The organism is Dissulfurimicrobium hydrothermale, from assembly GCF_022026155.1.
Classification (GTDB): Bacteria; Desulfobacterota; Dissulfuribacteria; order Dissulfuribacterales; family Sh68; genus Dissulfurimicrobium; species Dissulfurimicrobium hydrothermale.
In genome coordinates, this window is sequence record NZ_CP085041.1 from 1,705,133 (window position 1) to 1,726,907 (window position 21,775).

General features: G+C 49.8%; 19 protein-coding genes and 1 tRNA gene. 9 read left to right on the forward strand and 11 right to left on the reverse strand.

The window, feature by feature from the left end; all coding sequences use genetic code 11:
- The gene (locus LGS26_RS08155; protein WP_237888385.1) at positions 1-930 is read right to left on the reverse strand and encodes a biotin--[acetyl-CoA-carboxylase] ligase; all 930 of its coding nucleotides are present in this window, start codon (positions 928-930) and stop codon (positions 1-3) included.
- A 50-nt stretch (positions 931-980) separates the two neighbouring features.
- Between LGS26_RS08155 and amrB the strand changes: the two genes are divergently transcribed.
- The 4 genes from amrB to LGS26_RS08175 all read left to right on the forward strand — a co-directional run bounded on the left by amrB (position 981) and on the right by LGS26_RS08175 (position 5,166).
- Positions 981-1,784 (forward strand): AmmeMemoRadiSam system protein B, encoded by an 804-nt coding sequence (amrB, locus tag LGS26_RS08160; protein WP_237888386.1) that lies wholly within the window; start codon positions 981-983, stop codon positions 1,782-1,784.
- Between the two features lie 64 nt (positions 1,785-1,848).
- Positions 1,849-1,922, forward strand: a tRNA-Gln gene (locus LGS26_RS08165).
- Positions 1,923-1,955: 33 nt separating this feature from the next.
- The gene (locus tag LGS26_RS08170; protein WP_237888387.1) at positions 1,956-2,546 is read left to right on the forward strand and encodes a 5' nucleotidase, NT5C type; all 591 of its coding nucleotides are present in this window, start codon (positions 1,956-1,958) and stop codon (positions 2,544-2,546) included.
- The gene (locus tag LGS26_RS08175; RefSeq protein ID WP_237888388.1) at positions 2,539-5,166 is read left to right on the forward strand and encodes a cation-translocating P-type ATPase; all 2,628 of its coding nucleotides are present in this window, start codon (positions 2,539-2,541) and stop codon (positions 5,164-5,166) included. Before LGS26_RS08170 ends, LGS26_RS08175 begins: the two co-directional genes overlap by 8 nt.
- Before the next feature lie 30 nt (positions 5,167-5,196).
- Here LGS26_RS08175 and LGS26_RS08180 read toward each other — a convergent pair whose 3' ends face one another.
- From LGS26_RS08180 to dnaA, 5 genes are read right to left on the reverse strand one after another with little or no spacing between them, the layout of a single operon-like run.
- On the reverse strand, positions 5,197-6,156 hold the full coding sequence (locus LGS26_RS08180) for a radical SAM protein (protein WP_237888389.1): 960 nt from the start codon (positions 6,154-6,156) through the stop codon (positions 5,197-5,199).
- A gap of 15 nt (positions 6,157-6,171) precedes the next feature.
- Positions 6,172-6,639 carry a 2-C-methyl-D-erythritol 2,4-cyclodiphosphate synthase gene (gene ispF, locus LGS26_RS08185; protein ID WP_330873343.1) on the reverse strand — a complete coding sequence of 156 codons (468 nt, stop codon included), beginning with the start codon at positions 6,637-6,639 and terminating at the stop codon, positions 6,172-6,174.
- Positions 6,640-6,652: 13 nt separating this feature from the next.
- Complete coding sequence (ispD, locus tag LGS26_RS08190; RefSeq protein ID WP_237888391.1) at positions 6,653-7,309, reverse strand: 2-C-methyl-D-erythritol 4-phosphate cytidylyltransferase; 657 nt, start codon at positions 7,307-7,309, stop codon at positions 6,653-6,655.
- Positions 7,310-7,364: 55 nt separating this feature from the next.
- The gene (locus LGS26_RS08195) at positions 7,365-8,747 is read right to left on the reverse strand and encodes an FAD-binding oxidoreductase (RefSeq protein ID WP_237888392.1); all 1,383 of its coding nucleotides are present in this window, start codon (positions 8,745-8,747) and stop codon (positions 7,365-7,367) included.
- 1 nt (position 8,748) lies between these two features.
- Positions 8,749-10,077 (reverse strand): chromosomal replication initiator protein DnaA, encoded by a 1,329-nt coding sequence (dnaA, locus tag LGS26_RS08200; RefSeq protein ID WP_237888393.1) that lies wholly within the window; start codon positions 10,075-10,077, stop codon positions 8,749-8,751.
- Between the two features lie 417 nt (positions 10,078-10,494).
- Between dnaA and LGS26_RS08205 the strand changes: the two genes are divergently transcribed.
- The gene (locus LGS26_RS08205; protein ID WP_237888394.1) at positions 10,495-11,082 is read left to right on the forward strand and encodes an HD domain-containing protein; all 588 of its coding nucleotides are present in this window, start codon (positions 10,495-10,497) and stop codon (positions 11,080-11,082) included.
- Between the two features lie 13 nt (positions 11,083-11,095).
- Positions 11,096-11,809, forward strand: coding sequence for a metal-dependent hydrolase (locus tag LGS26_RS08210; protein ID WP_237888395.1), 714 nt, complete (start codon positions 11,096-11,098; stop codon positions 11,807-11,809).
- Here LGS26_RS08210 and pabB read toward each other — a convergent pair.
- Positions 11,804-13,699, reverse strand: a complete 1,896-nt coding sequence (pabB, locus tag LGS26_RS08215) for an aminodeoxychorismate synthase component I (protein WP_237888396.1) — start codon at positions 13,697-13,699, stop codon at positions 11,804-11,806. The genes LGS26_RS08210 and pabB overlap by 6 nt on opposite strands.
- Before the next feature lie 160 nt (positions 13,700-13,859).
- Between pabB and LGS26_RS08220 the strand changes: the two genes are divergently transcribed.
- Positions 13,860-14,192, forward strand: coding sequence for a hypothetical protein (locus LGS26_RS08220; RefSeq protein WP_237888397.1), 333 nt, complete (start codon positions 13,860-13,862; stop codon positions 14,190-14,192).
- A gap of 22 nt (positions 14,193-14,214) precedes the next feature.
- Positions 14,215-15,315 (forward strand): hypothetical protein, encoded by a 1,101-nt coding sequence (locus tag LGS26_RS08225; protein ID WP_237888398.1) that lies wholly within the window; start codon positions 14,215-14,217, stop codon positions 15,313-15,315.
- Here LGS26_RS08225 and LGS26_RS08230 read toward each other — a convergent pair.
- From LGS26_RS08230 to nrdD, 3 genes are read right to left on the reverse strand one after another with little or no spacing between them, the layout of a single operon-like run.
- Positions 15,251-16,024 carry an anaerobic ribonucleoside-triphosphate reductase activating protein gene (locus tag LGS26_RS08230; protein ID WP_237888399.1) on the reverse strand — a complete coding sequence of 258 codons (774 nt, stop codon included), beginning with the start codon at positions 16,022-16,024 and terminating at the stop codon, positions 15,251-15,253. The genes LGS26_RS08225 and LGS26_RS08230 overlap by 65 nt on opposite strands.
- 13 nt (positions 16,025-16,037) lie before the next feature.
- Positions 16,038-16,388 carry a hypothetical protein gene (locus tag LGS26_RS08235; RefSeq protein ID WP_237888400.1) on the reverse strand — a complete coding sequence of 117 codons (351 nt, stop codon included), beginning with the start codon at positions 16,386-16,388 and terminating at the stop codon, positions 16,038-16,040.
- Between the two features lie 11 nt (positions 16,389-16,399).
- On the reverse strand, positions 16,400-18,601 hold the full coding sequence (gene nrdD / locus LGS26_RS08240; protein ID WP_237888401.1) for an anaerobic ribonucleoside-triphosphate reductase: 2,202 nt from the start codon (positions 18,599-18,601) through the stop codon (positions 16,400-16,402).
- 191 nt (positions 18,602-18,792) lie between these two features.
- Between nrdD and LGS26_RS08245 the strand changes: the two genes are divergently transcribed.
- Positions 18,793-19,986 carry a lytic transglycosylase domain-containing protein gene (locus tag LGS26_RS08245; protein ID WP_237888402.1) on the forward strand — a complete coding sequence of 398 codons (1,194 nt, stop codon included), beginning with the start codon at positions 18,793-18,795 and terminating at the stop codon, positions 19,984-19,986.
- 29 nt (positions 19,987-20,015) lie between these two features.
- On the opposite strand, the gene LGS26_RS08250 is transcribed toward LGS26_RS08245, so the two are convergent.
- Positions 20,016-21,155 (reverse strand): glycosyltransferase WbsX family protein, encoded by a 1,140-nt coding sequence (locus LGS26_RS08250; RefSeq protein ID WP_237888403.1) that lies wholly within the window; start codon positions 21,153-21,155, stop codon positions 20,016-20,018.
- Between the last annotated feature and the right edge of the window lie 620 nt (positions 21,156-21,775).

Sequence of the window (21,775 nt, forward strand, 5' to 3'; positions counted from 1 at the left end):
TCATGGCAAATCAAGGTAACGTATCTCGCCAGTATTCACCGTGACCTCCTCCCCATCATCAAGTGCGAGCAGCAGACCGCCGTCGTCTGTCACGCCGACCGCAGTGGCAACAAATTCAGGGGCATTGTCAGCATCAAATCCAAACACACACCTCCTGCCGATCGTATCGCTTGCAAGGACAAAGGCCCTGAGCACGGGATTGGGCGCCCAGGTATCATCAATAATATCCAGCCTTGACAACTCCCACTTGTGGAGGTCGGCGAACACCAAACCTATCCTCGAAAGGAGATGCGCTGCTAAGGAAACGGCCGGCCACGGTCTTTTTGTTGCGGTCAAAAGGGATGCGGCCTGTGGGAGATGCGACGGAAAGGCCTCGATGTTTATATTCAATCCTATACCGAAAAGTATATAACTTTCGCTTGAGCCTGGGCACGTTATCACCTCCGTAAGCGTGCCGGCCACCTTCTTGCCGTGCACCAGGACGTCGTTTATCCACCTTACTGATACACTTGACAGCCCCCACTCCCTCAAGACCTGGGTTATGGCAACGCCTATACCAAGACTGTAGAAAGACCAAAACTGCTTGGAAAGCCTCGGATAAATAGCGATGCAAAGATAGATTCCGCCTGCAGGCGACCACCACTGGCGCCCCATGCGGCCCTTTGCCTGGGCCAGACTCTCAGCCCACCAAATACAGCCTGATGGATGGCTCAAGCCGGTTTCGTCGGCCCTTAAAATGGCCTCTTTTGCCAGAGGCATAAGGCGCGGAGCCCTTTCAAGGCAGATAATCTCACGGCCTACGATGTCCTTGGCCCTTGATGCAAGTTCGACCGCATCTTCTCTTGTACTGGACATAATGGCGACATCCTGCGCCATATAACAGTCGATGAGCCTCTTTAAGGCCGCAGCCCTTTCCTCGTTCCTTGACATCGATTGATAAACACCCATATTTTAAAAAATAAGCCATTGAGGTGGATATTATGATACGAAAACCTGCTGTTGCAAACCAGTTTTATGACGGCGATCCATTGAGACTGCACCATGAGGTGGGCAGACTTATAAGACGCATAACAGGACCAAGGCCGGCATTGATGGTCGTTTCTCCACATGCAGGTTATATGTATTCCGGCCATGTGGCAGGGGCGGTGTTCAGAATGATAGATGTGCCAGAGACCTGCGTTATTCTTGGTCCGAACCATACAGGTCTTGGAGAGCCAGCAGCAGTAATGACAAGCGGCTCATGGGCCATGCCGATGGGGACTATACCTATAGAAGAATCGCTGGCGGCGGAGTTGATCAAAGAATCCGGATACCTTGCAGACGATGCAAACGCCCACGTCTATGAACACTCCATTGAGGTGCAGTTGCCTTTCTTACAATATCGCCAGCCCGATTTAAAGATCGTCCCGATCTGCCTGAGCGTGCTCAGCTACCAAATCTGCAAAGAGATAGGTCTTGCGATTGCAAGGGCGATCGTGAGATTCTCGAAACCAGTCCTGTTGGTTGCAAGTACGGATATGAGCCATTATGAACCGAGGGATTCCGCCGAGTCGAAGGATAAAGAGGCATTAAAATACATCCTGAACCTCGATCCGGAAGGCCTCTATAACACGGTCCGTGCAAGAGGGATATCTATGTGCGGCGTAATACCTACTGCAGCGGCCCTCACGGCCGCCATCTCTCTCGGCGCTTCAAAGGCCTCTCTGGTCAAATATACGACAAGCGGGGACATAACTGGCGACTACCGTAACGTTGTGGGCTATGCGGGATGTGTCATCGAATGACATCCTTTGGCGGCATACTTGACTTTTTGCCTGTCTAACTTTATAAAAGATGCCAGTGTTCTCATGGGGGATCGTCTAACGGCAGGACCGCAGACTCTGGATCTGCTTATCGGGGTTCGAATCCCTGTCCCCCAGCCAAACAATCCAACTCTATTCTACCTGGAACATTAAATGATCCGTCTGCCCAAACCGATCGCCCCTTCAGAGATTGCATTTGATATAGACGGCGTCATTGCTGACACGATGGAGTCATTTTTAAATATCGCCAGGAAGGAATTCGGCATAACACACCTTAAAAAAGATCACATCACCTCTTATTGGCTTGAAGATTGCATTTCTATACCCATCCATATTACCCACGCTATAATAGACCGCCTTGTTAAAGACCCTTTCGGCACGGCGCTGACCCCGATCGAAGGGGCAAGGGAGGCCCTTTCGACCCTCATCCCTCACTCTTCCTTGACCTTTGTCACGGCAAGACCTGACAGTGGCCCTATAACCGAATGGCTCCATTCCATCCTGCCTGAAGCAACGCGGCACAGACTGAACGTCATCGCAACTGGTGAACATGCCAAAAAAGTGGATGTGTTGAAGGCCATCGGCGTCTCCTATTTTGTAGAAGACAATCTTGATACATGTGACAGCCTATATAGAGAGGGCATCAATGCTATTGTATTTGATCAACCGTGGAACAGGGGTCATACGCCATTTTTAAGAGTGACCTCATGGAAAGAAATCATGGAGATGATAAAATTTGATTAGGGATGACGCCCACTGCCTCGATACAATCGTCGTGGCAAAAAAACTCAAGACCGATCTAAATCAAGGGCTTACAGTCGATGAGGCCAAACGCAGGCTGGAAGATATAGGTCCAAATGCACTCCCCGAGGAAAAAAGACGCGGACTTGCAGAGCTTTTTCTCGACCAGTTCAAAGACTTCTTGATCATCCTACTCATCGCCGCAGCAGCAGTCTCCGGCGCCCTGGGCGAATATGTAGACGCAGCGGCCATTGTAGTCATCATAACCATAAACGCTGTCATAGGGCTTGTGCAGGAATACAAGGCAGAGAAGGCCATCGAGGCCTTGAAATCCTTGGCAGCCGCCCATGCCCTGGTGAAAAGGGACGGTGCGGTAATTGAAATACCCACCTCCGAGCTGGTGCCTGGCGATCTAGTGCTCCTTGATGCAGGCAGGATAGTCCCAGCCGATCTGAGACTAATAGAAGGCACCATGCTCAAGGTACAGGAGGCCGCACTTACGGGCGAATCCATACCTGTTGACAAACGACCCGATAAGGTCTTCGCATCCAATGCCCCGATAGGAGACAGGCAGAACATGGTCTTCAAAGGGACACAGGTGGTGCTGGGCCGTGGACTAGGCATAGTGGTGGCTACAGGGGCCGCCACCGAACTCGGCAGGATCGCGGGCCTCATAGCCGAACAGAAGGACACAAAGACACCCCTTCAGAAACGTTTGTCTGCCTTCGGACGCCAACTCGGCCTCATCGCCCTTGCCATATGTGCAATAGTCTTTGTCATAGGGCTGCTCAGGGGCGAGGACCTGCTGCTCATGTTTCTCACTTCGGTAAGTCTGGCCGTGGCCGCCGTACCAGAGGCGTTACCCGCCCTGGCTGCAATAGCCCTGGCCTTGGGTGCCAAACGCATGGTACAAATCAATGCATTAGTCCGCCGCCTTCCTGCAGTTGAGACACTTGGATCAGTAACGGCCATCTGTACCGACAAGACCGGGACGCTGACTGAAAACAGCATGCGCTGCGAACGATTCTGGACGGTACAGACATCGGATGCATTGGAAGCACTGCCCATCTCAGCAGTAGAAGAAGATATTGCATGGCGCTGGCTGGCTGTAGCCATGGCCCTGTGTAACGATGCATCCCTGGTCCGCAACAGCATCATGGGCGACCCAACTGAAACGGCCCTGTTGGCTGCCCTTGACGAGACTGGTCTGGACCATGAAGCGATAAGAAAAACATATGAAAGGATGGCTGAGATACCATTCGATTCAAGCAGACGACTCATGACTACTGTCCATACTATGCCGCATGGAGGCCTTGTATCTTTCACAAAAGGTGCGGTGGAGTCTGTTTTGGCCTGCTCTTCCGCGGCGCTGGTCAAGAACGGCAAAACCGCCTTGGACAGCAAATTGATCTTGACAAAAGCCGAACAGATCTCGGAATCAGGTCTGAGGGTGCTGGCATTTGCCATGAAACACCACGATGCAGTACCTGCAAACTTGTCGATAGTTGAAAATGAACTAGTCTTCTTGGGCCTTGTAGGCCTAATGGACCCACCCAGACCTGAGGCCTTTGATGCAATAAGGCAGTGCAAAAAGGCTGGCATAACACCGATAATGATCACAGGCGACCATCCGGCTACAGCCCTTGCCATAGCCAGGAGACTCGGCATAGCCCAAGACCGACGGGAGGTTATGACAGGTGATGAGCTCTCCGAGCTCACGCTTGATAGGTATGAGACCATGGCGAAAGAGATCAAAGTCTATGCCAGGGTTTCACCCGAACAAAAGCTTAAGATTGTAATGGCCTTGCAGGACAGGGGTGAATTTGTAGCCATGACCGGAGATGGCGTAAACGACGCCCCTGCCCTCAAAAAAGCCGATATAGGTGTAGCAATGGGCGTCACAGGGACCGACGTAGCCAAGGAGGCCGCAGATATGATCCTCCTTGACGACAACTTTGCCACCATCGTAAAGGCGGTACACGAAGGCCGTCGCATCTACGATAACATCCGAAAGTTCATAAAATACATCCTTGCCAGTAATTCAGGGGAGATATGGACCATCTTCCTGGCGCCTTTTCTAGGCCTCCCCATTCCACTTTTACCGATTCACATCCTTTGGATAAACCTCGTGACGGACGGGCTCCCAGGTCTGGCCTTGGCGGTCGAGCCAGGCGAAAAAGATGTGATGGAGCGTCCGCCCAGGCCGCCAAAAGAAGGTATTTTAGCGCAGGGACTCGGCATCCATGCCGTCTGGGTAGGGCTCCTAATGGCCTTTGTCTGTCTATGTCTGCAGGCCGCCTCTATATACCTCAGCGACATGCACTGGCAGACTATGGTGTTCACTGTACTCTGCCTGAGTCAAATGGGCCATGTCTTGGCTATCCGCTCAGAGTGGCAATCTCTCTTCAGCCAAGGACTGTGCTCCAACCTATCCCTTGCCGGGGCGGTGACACTTACCATTGTCCTGCAGCTCGCTACTGTTTATGTCCCTTTATTGCAGTCCGTCTTTAAAACACAGGCCCTTGGACCATGGGAGCTCATCATCTGTCTTGCAGCTTCATCGCTGGTATTCTGGGCGGTGGAGGCAGAAAAGATGCTGAAAAGACGAAAAAGATGCATCTAGACAAACAGTCTCGAAACAAAAGCGGTGCCGCTACTCCATGGTGTCTACCTCCAACCTGAAATCAGGATACTCCAACGGCCATCTATCATCGAATTCCTGTATCCAGCCATTTTTGAATCCAAGCTCCAGGGCATATCCGACCACCTCTTCATATTCCCTTTTCCTAAGACGGCGCGACAGAATAGGATGATTTCCGGCCTTATAGGCAGGAAAATACTGGGACATAAGGCTCAGGTGCACATCAGTCCCATAACGATCAGCCAGCCATTTCAACACGGCCTTTGAATTTTCAATATAGCCTGGCAGGATCAGGTGCCTTACAATAATCCCCCTGACAGCCACACCGTCTCTGATCTCAAGGCTCGTTCCAACCTGCCTCACCATCTCATCCAACGCAAGCTCGTTCCAGTGTGGGTATGCCGATACGCCAGAGAGGTCAAGCCCGACGTCGGCCAAGGCGTACTTGGCATCAGGAAGATATATATCAACAATGCCGTCCAGCATGGCTATGGTTTCAGGGGCCTCAAAGCCACCTGAATTCAGCACAACTGGGAGGTCAAGGCCTCGATCGACCGCTATCGCCAGGGCCTCGAGCACAAAAGGCAAGACATGTGTGGCCGAGACTAGCTCAATGTTATGACAACCCCTCTCTTTCAATCCAAGCATGACTGTGGCAAGCCCATCTACTGTAAAATCGCTGCCAAGGCCTTCATGACTTATCTGAAAATTCTGACAATAGACACATCCAAGATGACAGCCGGAGAAAAAGATCGTCCCGGCGCCGTGTGTGCCGGATATGACTGGCTCTTCGCCTATATGAGGCACCGCCCTTGCAATTTTTATCGTGGTCCCGATGTGGCAAAAACCCATTTTTCCGCGCAGACGGTCGGCCTTGCACCTCCTTGGACAGAGCATGCACGAGCTCAAGACCTTCCTTAAGGCCTCAGCCCTCCCAGCTATCATCTGCGCACGCAGCCCTTCAATCTGCATCTCGCTCGCTGCAGCTCATGACGCGATAAGACATGCGACAGCATACGCCGCGATGCCGTCCCCTGTCCCTGTAAATCCAAGTCCTTCAGTAGTAGTGGCCTTTATATTGACCAGCGAGGTCCTGATCTTCAGCGTTGAGGCGAGATTGTCAAGCATCCTTGGGACAAAAGGGGTAATCTTTGGGGCCTGGGCTACGACCGTGACGTCTGCGTTCCCAAGCAGAAGACCTCTGTCTTCAATCATCTCAGCTATGCGCTCAAGAAATATCAGGCTCGATATATCTTTGTAGCGCATATCGGCGTCTGGGAAATGTCGCCCAATATCGCCTAAGCCGGCTGCACCCAAAATCGCATCGCACAAGGCATGGGTCAAGACATCGGCGTCGGAGTGGCCCGACAGCCCCAAATGGAACGGGATATCTACCCCGGCCAGTACTAGCCTACGACCCGGGACAAGGCGATGGACGTCGTAGCCGAAACCCACGCGAAACAACGTATCACCCCCGCATCCAAGACGTTCCCCAGGCAGCTATGATCGCCTCGGCGAGACGAAGGTCATCGGGAAACGTTATCTTAATATTCAGAGCGCTCCCTTCTGCCATGCCAACACTTATACCGATAAATTCAAGGAGCGACGCCTCGTCGGTCGCCTTTAAATTTAACATCTGGGCCTCTTCAAACGCCCTGGCAAGATCAAGCCTCTTGCAGATCTGCGGGGTCTGGGCAAGATACAATCTTGAACGATCTATGGTCCTCAAAATAAACCTGTTGTCGTCGGCCTCCTTTATGGTGTCATTTATGGGGAGTACAGGGATTGCGGCCCCGACCTCCCTTGCTAGTAGATACACCCCTTCAAGCAGTGCTGTTGTTAAAAGCGGCCTTGCCGCATCATGAACAGCTACCCATTTTATCCCGTCATCCACAGCCGAAAGGCCGGCCATCACAGACTCTTGCCTGATTGCACCACCCCGAACAACCTTTACTGGTTTGCCATCGGCACAGGAAACAGCGATATTGTGTGCCTTTTCTTCATGGGCATAGTCCGAGACCACAACTATTTCGTCTATAATAGACGAATGCGCCATGGCCGCAACACTCCATGCTAGAATGGGCCGTCCGCCGAGCTGCATGAACTGTTTGGGCTCGCTACCCATGCCAAATCGCACCCCGCGACCAGCTGCGACTATTATGGCTGAAACGCTCAAAACTTCAGGCCTCGGGGAACATCTTTGCAGGGTTCAACAACCCTTCAGGATCAAACACCGTCTTTATCGCCCGCATTATCTCAAGAGACCTCTTGTCAAGCTCTATGCCGACATAAGCCTTTTTTGTAAGCCCTATCCCATGTTCGCCGGAGATAGTACCTCCGAACGCAATGGTTGCCTCAAATATCTCCTTTACCGCGACCTCCGCCCTCTCATTTTGGAACCCCTCTCCCTTATCCAAAAGGATGTTCACGTGGAGGTTGCCGTCACCTGCATGCCCGAATGTAAGGATCGTAAGCCCGGTCTCCATTGAAATATCCGCAATCCTGCCGATCATCTCAGGCAGGGCATGCCTAGGCACGCAGATGTCCTCATTGATCTTGTGGGGAAACCCCAGCCTTTTTATAGCCGGCGATAGAGAGCGTCTAATATCCCAAAATGCCTCGACCTCGTCATTGTTACGTGCGGCACGGACTTCAATGGCACCGCTGTCTGTAAACACCCTTGTGACAATGGCTAACTGCTCTGCGACTTGGCTCTCGGGGCCGTCCACCTCTACAAGCAGCATCGCCTTGGCACGGTCGGGTGCTGCAAGACCCGGATTGTCTCTAATGCAATCTAGAGATAGACTATCAAGAAGTTCGGCGCATCTGGGAAGTATCCCACGACCAAAGAGCCCTGTTACTGCATCGGCCGCATCCCCCGCGCCCTCAAAAAAGGCTATAAGCGTACCAACGGCCTCAGGGGCTGGGATAAGCCTTAATATCGCCTTTGTGATGACGCCGAGCGTCCCCTCAGAGCCTACCATGAGCCTTGTAAGATCATAACCTACCACGCCTTTGGCGGTCCTGACCCCGACCCTTGTAAGATCCCCACCTGGGAGCACGATCTCGAGCCCCATCACGTAATCCCTGGTGACGCCATATTTTACGGCCCTAGGACCGCCAGCACCAGTCGCTATATTACCCCCTATAGTACAAAAACGAAGACTTGCAGGGTCTGGCGGATAGAAGAGCCCCATTGATGCGACCTTATCCTGAAACTCACCGGTAACCACACCTGGCTCCACCTCGGCCATGAGATCAGGACGATTGATCGAAAGGATGCGATTCATACGCGTCATGGAAAGCACTATCCCTCCACCGCTTGGAAGCGACGCCCCTGTAACGCCGGTGCCAGCCCCTCTTGGAAAGATCGGAATGGCCTTTTCATATGAAAAGGCCATGACTTTAGTCACATCTTCAGTCGATGTCGGGAGGACAACCACATCAGGCAATGATTCGAGACCGCTTGCATCATAAGAATAACACAGGAGTTCGGCCCTGTCAGAGAGGACGTTTTCAGACCCGATCAACCTGGACAATTCCCTTACAATGCCTCTATGCACATCAACCCTGCCAGCGGTATTTCTCCATCTGGCTTATCAGATAATCCACCTCGCCCCTCAACTTAGCCGATTCGTTTATGGATTTTGCTATCTGTTTCACCGAATGGAGGACTGTCGCATGATCACGATTGAACTCCCTGCCGATTACCTCAAGGGGGCAATCAGTAAATTGTCTGGAGAGGTACATGGCCACCTGTCTAGGCCATGCGACCGCACGCTTCCTGACCCTAGACCTTATATCCTCCTGAGTGACCTTATAGTGTCTACATACGAGGTCTTTGATCATGCCGATGTCTATGGATGCAGGCTCTCCGGCAAGATTTTCTACGACCAGCATGGCCGTATCCAAATCGACAGGCGCCCTCGCAAATGACGCCCTGGCCACCAAACCAACCACAGCCCCCTCTATACGTCTTATATCGCCTCTCAATCTGTCCGCCAGAAAGTCCAAGACCTCGTCACTTAGCGCAAGCCCCTGCCTCTTGGCCTTCCTGTCCAATATCTTTCTACGGGTGGCGCGATCGGGCGGATTGATAGAGACGATAAGGCCAGCGCTGAGCCTGGAACTCAGGTGTTCGTTCAGCTTAGCGATCTGTCCCGGGGGCTGGTTGCCTGTGAATATCACCGTCTTTCCAGAATCTGCCATGGTATCGATAGCCAATGCAAGCTCTGCCTGCGTACGCTCCCTGCCTGCAAGCGAATGCACTTCTTCAAAAAGCAATGCATCGCACGCATCTCTATATCTGCGCTTAACGACGTCTATATTCCCGTCTTTTACTGCCCTTACAACCTGGCTTGTAAACTCATTAGCGGATATATAACAAAGCCTTGCCTCAGGCCTCCTTTCAAGAAGAACCCGCCCTGTAGCCTGCGCGAGATGGCTCTTGCCGAGTCCGGCCCTGGAATGGAGATAGACAATCCTAGGACCGGTCATCTCTTCGTGCGCAGCCTCCCAGCAGGCATTAAAGGCATACTGATTGGATTCCCCAACAATAAACTCATCGAACGTAAATCTCTCAGAAAAGCGGGGCTTAGGGAGCTCATCAGGGGCGAATTTGGGAAGATAAAGCTGATTCCTCGACAAATCAACCCCCTTTTTCTCATAAACCAACCTTATCTTGATCCGCTTGCCCTTAATGACCAGATCATCTTTTAAAAGCGGCAGATAGTGCTCCTGCACCCAAGAGGCGAAGAATCGGTTTGGGCACTCAAGGATCAGGGTATCGTCCTCCAGACCTTTGCAGGAAAGGGGCTCAATCCATACCCTGTAACTGCTGTTGGACATTTTGGAACGAATTACCTCTTTGAGCGGATTCCATATATCTTCCATAACCAACCTCTACCTCGGATATTTTTAATTTATGGCAATTCATAACCGCGTTGCAATAACCTGTCAAAGCAGATTAAAAGCATCTTGCCAAAGACAATAAAAAAGTTATGAACATATTATTATCTATTTGATATTTAAGTATTTTTAAAAAAGAATTTTATAACATCTGAAAAACAAAAGAGGTTTTTTTAAAATAAAAAATAATCATTTTAAGTAGTTATAAGCCATAAAAGTTTTTAACAATTTTTTAACATCTTTTAATTTTGATATTTCTTTCTTTTTCTTTTTCTTTTGCTATTTTTAATTATTTTATTCTCGATTTTTGATTTAAATGAATCGGGACTTCCGTAAAAACAACGATTGAGATAACTTAATAACAAAATAAAATTTTGATATTGGGATTTAAGAATAACAAAAATGAACGAATTTATCCAGACGCCAGATCATGATACCTGCCTGGATCTTTTAAAGAAGCATGGCGTACCAGATCATGTCATTGAACACAGTCTGAGGGTTGCCCAGGCAGGGGTCTTTCTGGCGCTGAACCTTAAATGTGTAGGCCATAAGATAGATGTAAAGGAAGTCGAGGCAGGGGCCTTGCTGCATGACATCGCAAAGATTGACGCTATTAGGAAAGGAGAAGACCATGCAGAGAGCGGCGCCAGACTCCTCTTTGGCCTCGGATATCCAAGTATTTCAGGCATAGTCCGCCGCCATGTGCATATCGATCTACCTGTATTCAAGGACGACGTGCCAGTACTTACCCCGGCACACATAGTAAACTATGCAGACAAAAGGGTGTGCCATACATCTATCGTTTTGCTCTCTGAGAGATTTGAAGACCTGGTCGAACGTTACGGGACAACACCTGGCAAGAAGGAAATGATAGTCAGGCTTTACAAGCAGACAAAAATACTTGAAGGATATATATTTAAAAAATTGGATTTCGGCCCTCAAAGGCTTTGCGAACTGAACGCTATAGACATACATAAAATCTCTTCTTAATTAGGAGGATTGTATGGTACTGCAAATCGATTTTTTTGGACATTCCGCCTTTAAGATCATCAGCCCAAACGGGCTGAACGTCTGGATAGACCCGTGGCTCGACAACCCATCGGCCCCAAGGGCTACGGCTGCTAATGCGAAGCAGATACAGGCCGATCTGATACTGATCACCCATGCACATGGCGATCACATCGGGAACGTGCCATCTCTGGCCCGATCGCCATCCACCGAGGTGGTAGCTGTACACGAAGTCCAGCAGTATCTGTTGGCATCAGGGCTTCCCAACGTAACTGGCATGAATATAGGCGGTACATACACCACCAAAGGCCTTAAGATCACCATGACCCAGGCAGTCCACAGTTCATCCATTCAAAACGGAAATGAGATCATATACGGCGGCGTTGCCGCAGGATTTGTAATAAGATTTGAAGATGGAACCACTATCTATCACGCAGGAGACACGGCCCTATTTGGCGATATGGCCTTGATCGGCGAGCTGTACCACCCAAAGATCGCCATGTTGCCCATAGGCGATCACTACGTTATGGGGCCTAGAGAGGCAGCTCATGCCGCCAAACTTATAAGGGCAGAGATCGTCATACCCATGCACTACAGCACATTCCCCGTCCTTACAGGGACCGTGGCCGAATTTCAAAAGGAGGCAGATGCCATAGGGGTGGGGTCGAGGATAGTCCCCCTCGCCCCTGGCGAGGGCTCTGTCTTATAATGATGCACGAATAAGTCCCCTGACGGAATTTCCGACATACACAGCCTTGGCCGTCATAAGATCAGGCGGATACAAGACCTTTTCTATCGCCCTGCCCTTGGCCAGGAGCTCTGCCCTTAATACACCATTCAAAAGCCCAGATTCAATTGGAGGGGTGAAAAGCCCTTCTTCAGTCTCAACAAATATGTTTGTCACAGACCCTTCTGTCAACTCGCCGCGTTCGTTTGTAAAGATACAGTCAAAAAACCCATCACGGACAACCTTTCCATGTTCTTCTTCATATAGGGGCCGAAAGTTGGTCTTGTGATAGAGGAAATGATCCATGGAATCTACATGCCTTTTCGACAGGACAATCCTTACAGGACCTGTGACCGGCTCTATGGGGGAATAATCCAGGGAAAAGCTGCCCGATCTTTCAAGAAGCAGGCGTACCTTATACGGCCCTGTGTCCTTTTTAAGACCCTCTGCCAGGTCAAGAAGCCCTTTTTTGACAGCCGCGACATCGCATCTAAATGAAAAATAATGGGCCGATGCCGAGAGTCTTTCAAGGTGCCTTTCAAGGAGGACATAGCCCTCGTCATCAAGCCTAATGGTCTCAATGAGGGAAAAGTCAAGGGGCGCCGCTTGCCGCAACTGCGCATCACTTTCCCCTTTTTGTCTCAGACAACTGGTCAAAAATCTGAACTTGAGCAGACATTCGTCATATTCGGCCCCGGGATCTGAATCCGCGGTTATTCCGCTCCCAACTCCGACCTCGCCGGCCTCACCGTCAAGCACAACTGATCTTATGGCCACGTTCAAGACGGCCTTATCGTTAGGCGAAATAAAGCCTATCGCCCCTGTGTATATCCCTCGCGGCGAGGTTTCAAGCTCAGAGATGATCTCCATAGTCCTGAGCTTGGGGGCGCCGGTCACAGAACCGCTTGGAAACAAGGCGGCAAAGACCTCAGACCATGGTGTCTTGTGCGGGACATGGGCCTTTACGGTAGAGGTCATTTGAAGCAAGGTCTCGTAGCGTTCAACCCGAAACAGGTCTTTCACATAAACACCACCGCTCCTCGCGATCCTCCCCAAGTCATTGCGTATCAGATCAACTATCATCACGTTTTCAGCCCGATTTTTTACATCAGACTTGAGCCAAACGGCGATCTCTGCATCTTCTTGTATGCTCCTTCCACGCCTGGCCGTACCTTTCATGGGCCTCATCATGATTTCATCCCCATCTCGCCTTAGAAACAATTCAGGGGAAAACGACAGTACGGTGGTCTTCCCAGACCTTATAAAGGCCGAATAGGGAGCGGCCTGTCTCGCCCTCAGCGCAAGATACAGCCCTATTGGATCCCCCTTAAATCCAAAACGTACCCTTACGGTATAATTCACCTGATATGTATGGCCGGCAGCAATCAGATCCTTGATCTTTGATATGGCAGACAGATATACATCCTTTCCCGGATCGATCTCCAAATTGTCCACCATAAAATCAGGGATTGAAGTCGGTTTGGGTAGATAAGGACCATCACCTTGGCCGTGATCGAAGACAAACGGGGCGTCGAAGACCCCCAGCCACACAAGTGGAAAGTCGGGCTTCTTTTTGTCAAGGAGCGGCCTAAGCCTCGGCTCAACGGCATAACCCCATTCATAGCACCACCAACCAGCTAGGTACCGGCCTTGGGACAGGGCATCTTCAATCTGGACGTTGAGCCTTTCGACGTCTTCAAATGAATTTGCAGTAATGATCTCGGATGGCATCCGGAAGAGATAGCTTGCCCGCTCATCCCCTCTCATGAGCCCTGTCTCAAGAAGGACCACCGGACCTTCTCCATCCAGCATGGAAAGCGCCTCTGAGATATCCAACGGATATGCAAGACCTGTAATATAGGGTATATACATAAAAACTTTTTTAGCGCCAACTGCCGGTCCAGACAAGCCCTTGGCGCCGAACCAGATATGGGATTTAATGGCTGTATCAATTTAAGGTCTGAACTATACTATACACTACTACTTTGTCTGATAAGGTTCATTAAAATTTCTGCGGAGGATGTTATAATCAATGCGCCAATACATGGTGGACGAACTAAGGCAGGGGGAGCTTGACAGAATCAGGGAATACCTCAATCTTACCTGTGAACCATCCGAGCTCGGCGGTCTTTATTGGTTTCATATCCCTGAAAGGTTGCTGGACAATATACAGATCGAGCATAAAGATTGCATGCCATTTTGTTCGGCCATCGAACTCGGCGGATCGTGGATCAAATTCGAGATGCTCGTAAGGAGCCGCAAGAAGATCCGTTGCAACTGCGTAGCCTTTGCCACAAAAGAACAGCGGTCTTTCATACTTGAATTCGCCGACAAGCTCATAATCGAAAACAATATCCCGGTTTAACTAAAAATAGTGAGTTAAAAACATGATCCAGATCAACATAGACTGCGAAGGACCGATAACCCAAAATGACAACGCCTTTGAACTCTGTGAGGAGTTCATTCCAAAAGGCGGGGAGTTTTTTGCAAGGATCAGCAGATATGACGACTACCTTGCAGACGTTGAAAAAAGGCCCGGCTACAAGGCTGGTGATACACTCAGACTTATACTGCCATTTCTAAAGGCTTACGGCGCTACAAACAGGATGATCGAAGAATTTTCGCAAAAATCATTATCGTTGCTGCCTGATGCCGGGCCCATGCTCCAGAGACTCACCACCATCGGCCCTACTTTTATAATCAGCACGAGCTACAGGCCCTATCTCAAGGCCTTGGCGAAGACTGTGGATTTCCCACTCGAACGGATTTACTGCACCGATATAAACATGAATGGATTTAAGCCCGAGACGTATGAGGTAAACCGCATCAAAGATATTGCTGGCGAGATAACAGATATGCCGTTGCTCTCATGGCACAAAAAGATGCCCGGCGGGGAGGAGATCATCGATGAAGAGAAGGTTTTGACGCTCAAAAGGCTCGACGCCATCTTTTGGCAAGAGATACCAGCCATGAAGATCGGACAGGCCTTCGCCGGCGTAAACCCTGTCGGCGGAAATGAAAAGGCGAAGGCCGTCGAAGACAGTCTCAAAAAGACCGGCCTCGGATTAAGCGATGTCATCTATATTGGGGACAGTATCACCGACGTCCAGGTACTCAAGATCGTAAAACAAGGTGGAGGTGTCGCCATCTCATTCAACGGGAACGGCTATGCAATAAAAGAGGCGAACATAGCCCTTATCGGGGAGAGCCCATTTATAATAGCAGCCATCGTCTGGCTGATAAATTTAAAAGGCAAAGAGGCTGTTTCGGACATCCTATCAGACAAAGGTTTCCTTGCTGGCGAATCACTGGTTATAGCGCTCAAAAAAAACGGCCTCGAAGGCGATTACATTGAACCGCTCCTCGCCCGCTGTAAGACCCTTCAACTCTTCAAACAAGACCGACTCAGCGATATAGCCGATCTCATCCACAGGAGTGAACGCATGAGAAAGATCGTCCGCGGTCTGAGGGTGGGGGCGCTTGGCTAGATATAAGGGAGACAAGGTCTGCAAATTCTTCCTCAGTAAAAGGCGTTTCGTTTCGAAACGCAGGATCGAGGGTGTCTCCAGGCGAAAATCTTTGCAGTCTCAAAAAACCCTTTCTGACGCTGCCGACACCCAAGTACAGATCAGCCGCCCATTCATGAACCAGGTCCGATGAATGGAATCTCGGCAGGACCGTCATCCTGAACTCATGAAAAATGGTCGACTCTTTCAAGATCCCTATCGAGTCTTTTATCCGGCCGATATCTACAAAAACGCCTGTGCAGTTGGAATAAGGTCCTGCGCGCAGTATTGTCTTTACATCCATAGCGACATAATCAACAAGGCCTTCCTCGATGATTCTCCCTAAGATCTCTGGCAGATATCCATTGGTATCGAGCTTGATGCTGAAACCCGATGCCTTGAGCGCCCGTAAAAACCGATCGAGCCCTTTGTTTGTAGTGGGCTCGCCGCCCGTAACACATATGGCCTCCACCCAAGGTTTAAGCCTCTCGAGCCTTGAAAGGACCGAATCGAATGACATAGACGGCATGTCACGATGATTCAGGACAAGCGCGCCGTTGTGACAAAATGGGCACCTAAAATTGCATCCGCCCAAGAACACAACCGCACAGAGCCTGCCTCTGGCCGAGGTTGTCGGCCAGTCCACGAAAGAGGCGTCGATAACGCCTTTTATCTCAACCTTTGGTTCCATTGAATGAAATCTCTCAAGGAAAGATGCAAAGACCGTCTTCGCAGAACCCGCCTCTGGTGTTCCCAGACCCCGCCGCGTCTCCGCCTCCCTGGCCGCTCAACAACCTTGCAGTCAGAACATCCCTGGCGCGACGTGATATATTGTTTATTATATCGCCAAGATCCAGGCATACTAAGCCATTGTCGTCGACAAGGATCGGGAGGGAGGCCCTAGCCTTCTCAATAAGGCCGAGCCACGCCAACTCGGCAAGACCTTCCGCATTGTCATCGGTAAGCACAACGTTTTCTATGCCAATGGCGCCAAGATTGAATACATCTTCTATCTCCCTGCATCTACCGCATCTGCGACTGGTGAAAAGTATCATACGTCCTCCTCTTACAACCTAACACCCAATGCCGGTGAGCCGTTGTTACCGACGTCAGGCGTACCTATGCAGCTTCTATAGCGATCCTTGAGCTCGCCTTTTTTGCCCTTATTCCATGCTGATACCCTTGTGAAATACCCAGTTATCCTAGTAATAAAGTCGACATTTTCAGATTTACAGAAGGTACACATCTTTTGAAGACCTCGCTCAACCCTGCCGCATATATTGCAGATCGTAAATTCAGGCGAAAACGCCACCTGATCATTGAGGGTATGATGAAATATCTTGGTCACAAACTCTGAAAGCGCCCCGGGATCGGGCCGATGGTCCCCAAGCCAGATATGCGTAAGTGAACCTGCCTCTATCAGCGGATGAAAAAGACCTTCGAGTCTCACCCTATCAAATGGATTCACATCGGCGCCCACATCGAACAGGGTTGAGTTCGTATAATATACCTCTCCAGTATCGATGTTCCCTCTTATCACATTCTTAGCCCGAATGGGAAAGGCGTCCAGATCAAGGCGGGCAAAACGATAAGCAGTGCTCTCTGCAGGGGTCTGCTCGAGCACAAAGCGCATCTCTTCGCGCCCTGAAAACCGTTTCGCCACAAGATTCATATGTGCTATCACCTTAAGACCGAACCTCATGGCCGCATCCGATTCATGAAGGGCCTCTCCCTTGTGCGCAAGAACCAGCTCATTCAATCCGGTCATGCCTATGAGATAAGTGGCGCGCCTCAATCTCAGATACGGCTCTCCATCAAGATCCATGTTCAAAAGCCCCAATGGACCCTTGTCTCCATAGGAAAGCAGTCTTTCGATGAAGGCCCTTTTCTCCTTGTGCGCCTGGACCGCAAGGCCTATGCGTTCGGTGAGGAGTTTGAAGAGACGCGCGTCGTCGCTTTCTGCTTCGAGGCCGAGCCGTCCGAGATTTATGGTTACGTTTTGAAGCGCACAGTAGCGCATGCGCCAAGGTTCCTTCGCATCTTCAAGGTCGGTCTTTTCAAGTTTAAAAGATAATCGGCAACACTCCGATATCTTGGCGGTCTCGCCCCTATCAAAGACAAAGTAAGTGTTTCCCTTGAGGCCCGCCACCTCACATATATGAGTCAGAAAATCGGCGAAACCTTCCGTCCTGAAAAACTTTTCTGTAATATGGACAAGCGGTTTTGGAAAGAAAAAGGGCCTCCCCTGTGCATCGCCTTTTTTATAGACATCGAATAGCGCCCAGGCGAACCGCCTCGCTTCAGGCCCATAATAACCATAGGTCTTTCCTGTATATTCCCCCCCTGGACCGATGGCCGGCACGGTCTCAAAATGCTTCGGTACCTCCCAATAGATGTTTATGTCGGAAAAGATCGCCTGCCCGCCCCTGGCTACGGCCTGTTGTGAATATTCAAATACGAGCATCTGGGCGAGCTGCTCTACCTCGCGGTCAGAAAGGCCTTCGATATAAGGGGCAAAGAAGAGATTCACTGCATCCCAGCCTATGGCGCCTGCAAAGTGACACTGAAGGGCGGCTGAAAACTTCACCATATGCGCAAGAAGAACCTCTGGATGTCTTGCAGGTGCGGCGTTTGCAAGGGAATTGGGAAGATTCAGACCGAATCTCTGGATATAGGCCAGAGACTGGCCGGAACAATAAGGCCTGTCGATAAAGCCAAGATCGTGGAGATGGATATCGCCTTTCAAGTGGGCCTCGGCTACAGGATCGCTGAATACGCGCAAAAGGGCGTATTCTTTTTTTATTCCCTCGGCCAAGGTGAGATTGGTAGCCTCTGGGCCATGGGGGATGTTCGCGTTTTCCTTGTTAGGAAGAAGAATGAGCCTTTCGACATCATAAAGCGGGAGTCCGAGGCGCATATGCATACGCCTCTGGTCCTCCAGCCCGTGTTCAAGGAGCCTTGCATTCACAAGCTCCCGGATAAGAGGCGCCGTAACGGTCTTTATCCTAGATGAACGGATGAACCCTTCGACTTCAAGGCTTATTCTTTCCGCCGTATCTCTGTCTATGAGCGTCTCTCGAATCAGCGCATCGACGATCCTCGACCTCTCCCAGCCCTTAAGTCTCTCATCGGAAGTCCTGACAAAGAGGGCCTTGTCTGTAGATTCATCTTCTTTTGCTGTTGCTGCAGGAGGAGCGGTCCGTTCTTTTGTAACCGGCCTGATAAGAGGCCTTTCTGTACCCAACGCCACCGATCTGGCAGTCGCCATGATATTTACCCCCTTTTATTTTCAAAATATTGTATTTAATATTTATTAAAACCACAATATATAGTATCTTGTCAAGATAATTTTTTATTCGAAGGTTTAACTACTTTTCACTATTATTTTTTGTTGATAAAATAATTTGAACGTAAAAATAGATAATTTTTAATCTTTTAAAAAAATAGGAAAGATCACATATGTGGCGGCCCAACGTCATCTCCTTCATTTTTACATATTGCCTCACCCTCTTTTTAATCTCTTTGCTAATCAAACCTGTTCAAGCATCGACCAATCCTGATACATCCCCTATCTCAGGACTCCTCCATTTATATATCCCAGCTAAGGTTGAATTCTGCGGAGAGACTGTACCGCTCAACAAGGAAGATGTATTGGAACGCCTTGATACCGAACTTGTAGTCATACTTGGACAACAGATCGACGCCGTGCTTTGGTTCAAACGAAGCCCGAGGTATTTTCCGATGATAGAGCGCATGACAAGGCGGATGGGCCTACCTGAAGACCTGAAATACGTAGCCCTAATAGAAAGCAATCTCAGGGCTGATGCAGTAAGCCCCGCAGGAGCGACCGGGCCGTGGCAGTTCATGGAAGCCACTGGTGAATCGTGCAACCTGAAAAAGACGGACTGCATAGACGAAAGACGTCATTGGGAGCTTGCTACACAGGCCGCGCTTACTCACCTTTCAGAACTCAAGGCATCCCTCGGTTCATGGTCCCTTGCATTGGCGGCTTACAACGCCGGCCCAAACAGGATATTAAAGGCTATGGAGGAGCAAGGCGAAAGGGATTTTTACGGCCTTAAACTGCCGAGAGAAACCGAACGTTATGTATTCCGCGCTATTGCAGCGAAACTTATCATGGAAAACCCGTCAGCCTATGGTATAGATACAAAGGGCATCCGCCTTTATGAACCGGAGTGCACGGACACAGCCTCCGTAACAATCCAGAAGGGCCCCATACCCGTCTCTGTCTTGGCACATGGAGCAGGTGTATCGTATAGATGGTTTTTGAAACTGAACCCATGGATAATCGGCAATGTTATACCAAGGGGTACTTATAATTTTACAGTGCCGAACGGTGCGGTCGAAGGCCTCAAGGAGGCCGTTTCAAGGTGGTTGCCGCCTGTAGTAGACAGCAGCCCTAAAGCCAAGGCAAAAAAACGAATTGAAAGGGCCAGGATAGAAAACAACAGGCCACGGCATGGACACAGTATCCATGCCGTGGCTACACATAAGGTCAAAAAAGGAGATACATTGAGCAGTATAGCACGGGAATACAAGATAACCGTCAATGAACTGTGCAGATGGAATGGGATCTCAAACAAAAAACCCCTCCGCCCAGGTCAACGGCTATCCATACACCGCGGCGGGTAAGCCCTCCGACGCCAAGATGGCGGCCAGGCCTATCCAAGACACCTCTTCACAGCTTTGAGATATCCATATCCATATCTCTCGTCAGGCTCTAGATAGGCCCCTTCCGCCCATTCGTTCCATGCGTTTATAAAGATAAAACGCTCCTGCACAGGCCTCTTTGCAACCCTTTCGACAAGTCTTTTAAAATAAAACTCAAAGCGTTCGGGCGATGCCCCCAGAAATATCCTAGCCCTTTTCCCGTATCTGGGCGTATTGTCCCAATCCACGAATGCACCTGAAATGACAGGAAGCCCACATTCTATAAAATCCTCTTGCAGGATATGCCTCCAGACCGTTTCATAATCATAAAAAGTAAGCGAACGGAACAAGAAATATCTTATCGATCTCAATATATCCAAGAGCTTTTCAGGCAGTATGCGGAAACGCTGTACAAGTCCGGTCTGCATGATCTTCTTATCAGGGAAATCGGGCGAATAGACCGCCTCAAAAGGCTGAAAGTTGACCACGGCATCAAAATGTTTCAACACCTCAGGCACAGGGAACTCATACTGTTTGATGGCAATAAAATATAAGCCCTTCAGGCCCTCTCTAGCCGCCATCTCCCTCCAGAAGTCAAACATCTCACCGATATTTTCTATGCGATGCGCCCTGTAGATCAGGAACACCGGCTTGCCGTCTATTTTTATCGCCCTTTCATCGGACCACGCCCTTATGAGGTATCTGAAGTGGGCGAGCCATCTGTCCTTATCCGGTATATGGGTCTGTTGAATGAGGATGTGATGATCCCTGCCGTCCCATCGGCGGGACCATGTCTCGTTGGCCCAGGCAAGGCAAAAATTGAAATCAAGCTCTTTTGACTCAAGAAAGATATTGGTCGGTGTCTCCAAAAGCTGCTTTCCATCGAACCAGTAGTGATAGTGGCAGAAACCATAGAGACCGTAAGATCTTGCAAGTTCGATCTGCCATGCGATTACATCTTTTTTGGACTGATCATAATAACGGCCGCCTAGCGGCACCCTGGGTTGATAGTGACCCTTAAACTGGGGCCTTGCCTTTTTTACATTGACCCAGTCCGTGAAACCCTTGCCCCACCATTCGTCATTCTCAGGTATCGCATGGAATTGAGGAAAATAGAATACAACTGGCCTTACCTTATTATCGTCATTCATAAAAAATTATCCTGATCGAATGATAAAAAACAAAATTAGACCCCTTCGGCCAGAAATAAATCAGCCTCGGCTGAACGACGGACAAGTATGGATAAATTAGACCTCTGACCAGACGCAGATCTTAAATTTTGCCCATCATAATTAATGACATTGCAAATCTCAAGCTCTTTGTGATCTAAATAAAAGATATGAAAAAGGACAATGGATCCGGGTCACAAGCCTTCTTTAAGATATCCGCAAATCTTTCCTTGGTGTCTTTAAAAATCGATTTTTGTTATAATAATATTATGGTTTGATAAGTTGAACAGATAGTTCGAGAGAGGGGGATCTGACCTGCCATGCACGTCGGCGTATATAAATTCCATTGCTTATTCGAGTCCCAGGCAGTACTTCCTGAGTTTAAAGGCTCGGCTATTCGCGGGGGCCTTGGCCATACCTTGAAGGCCATTGCATGCGCCCTTCGACTCAAAAGCTGCGCAGAATGTCTGTTGTCTAAAAATTGCGCATACGCCTTTATCTTTGAAGCCAAGGCCCGCCATGGATCAAGCCCGCCAACCCATCATGCCCCCCACCGCCCACTTCCATATGTACTGAGACCGCCTGATTCAACCCAGCGCTCC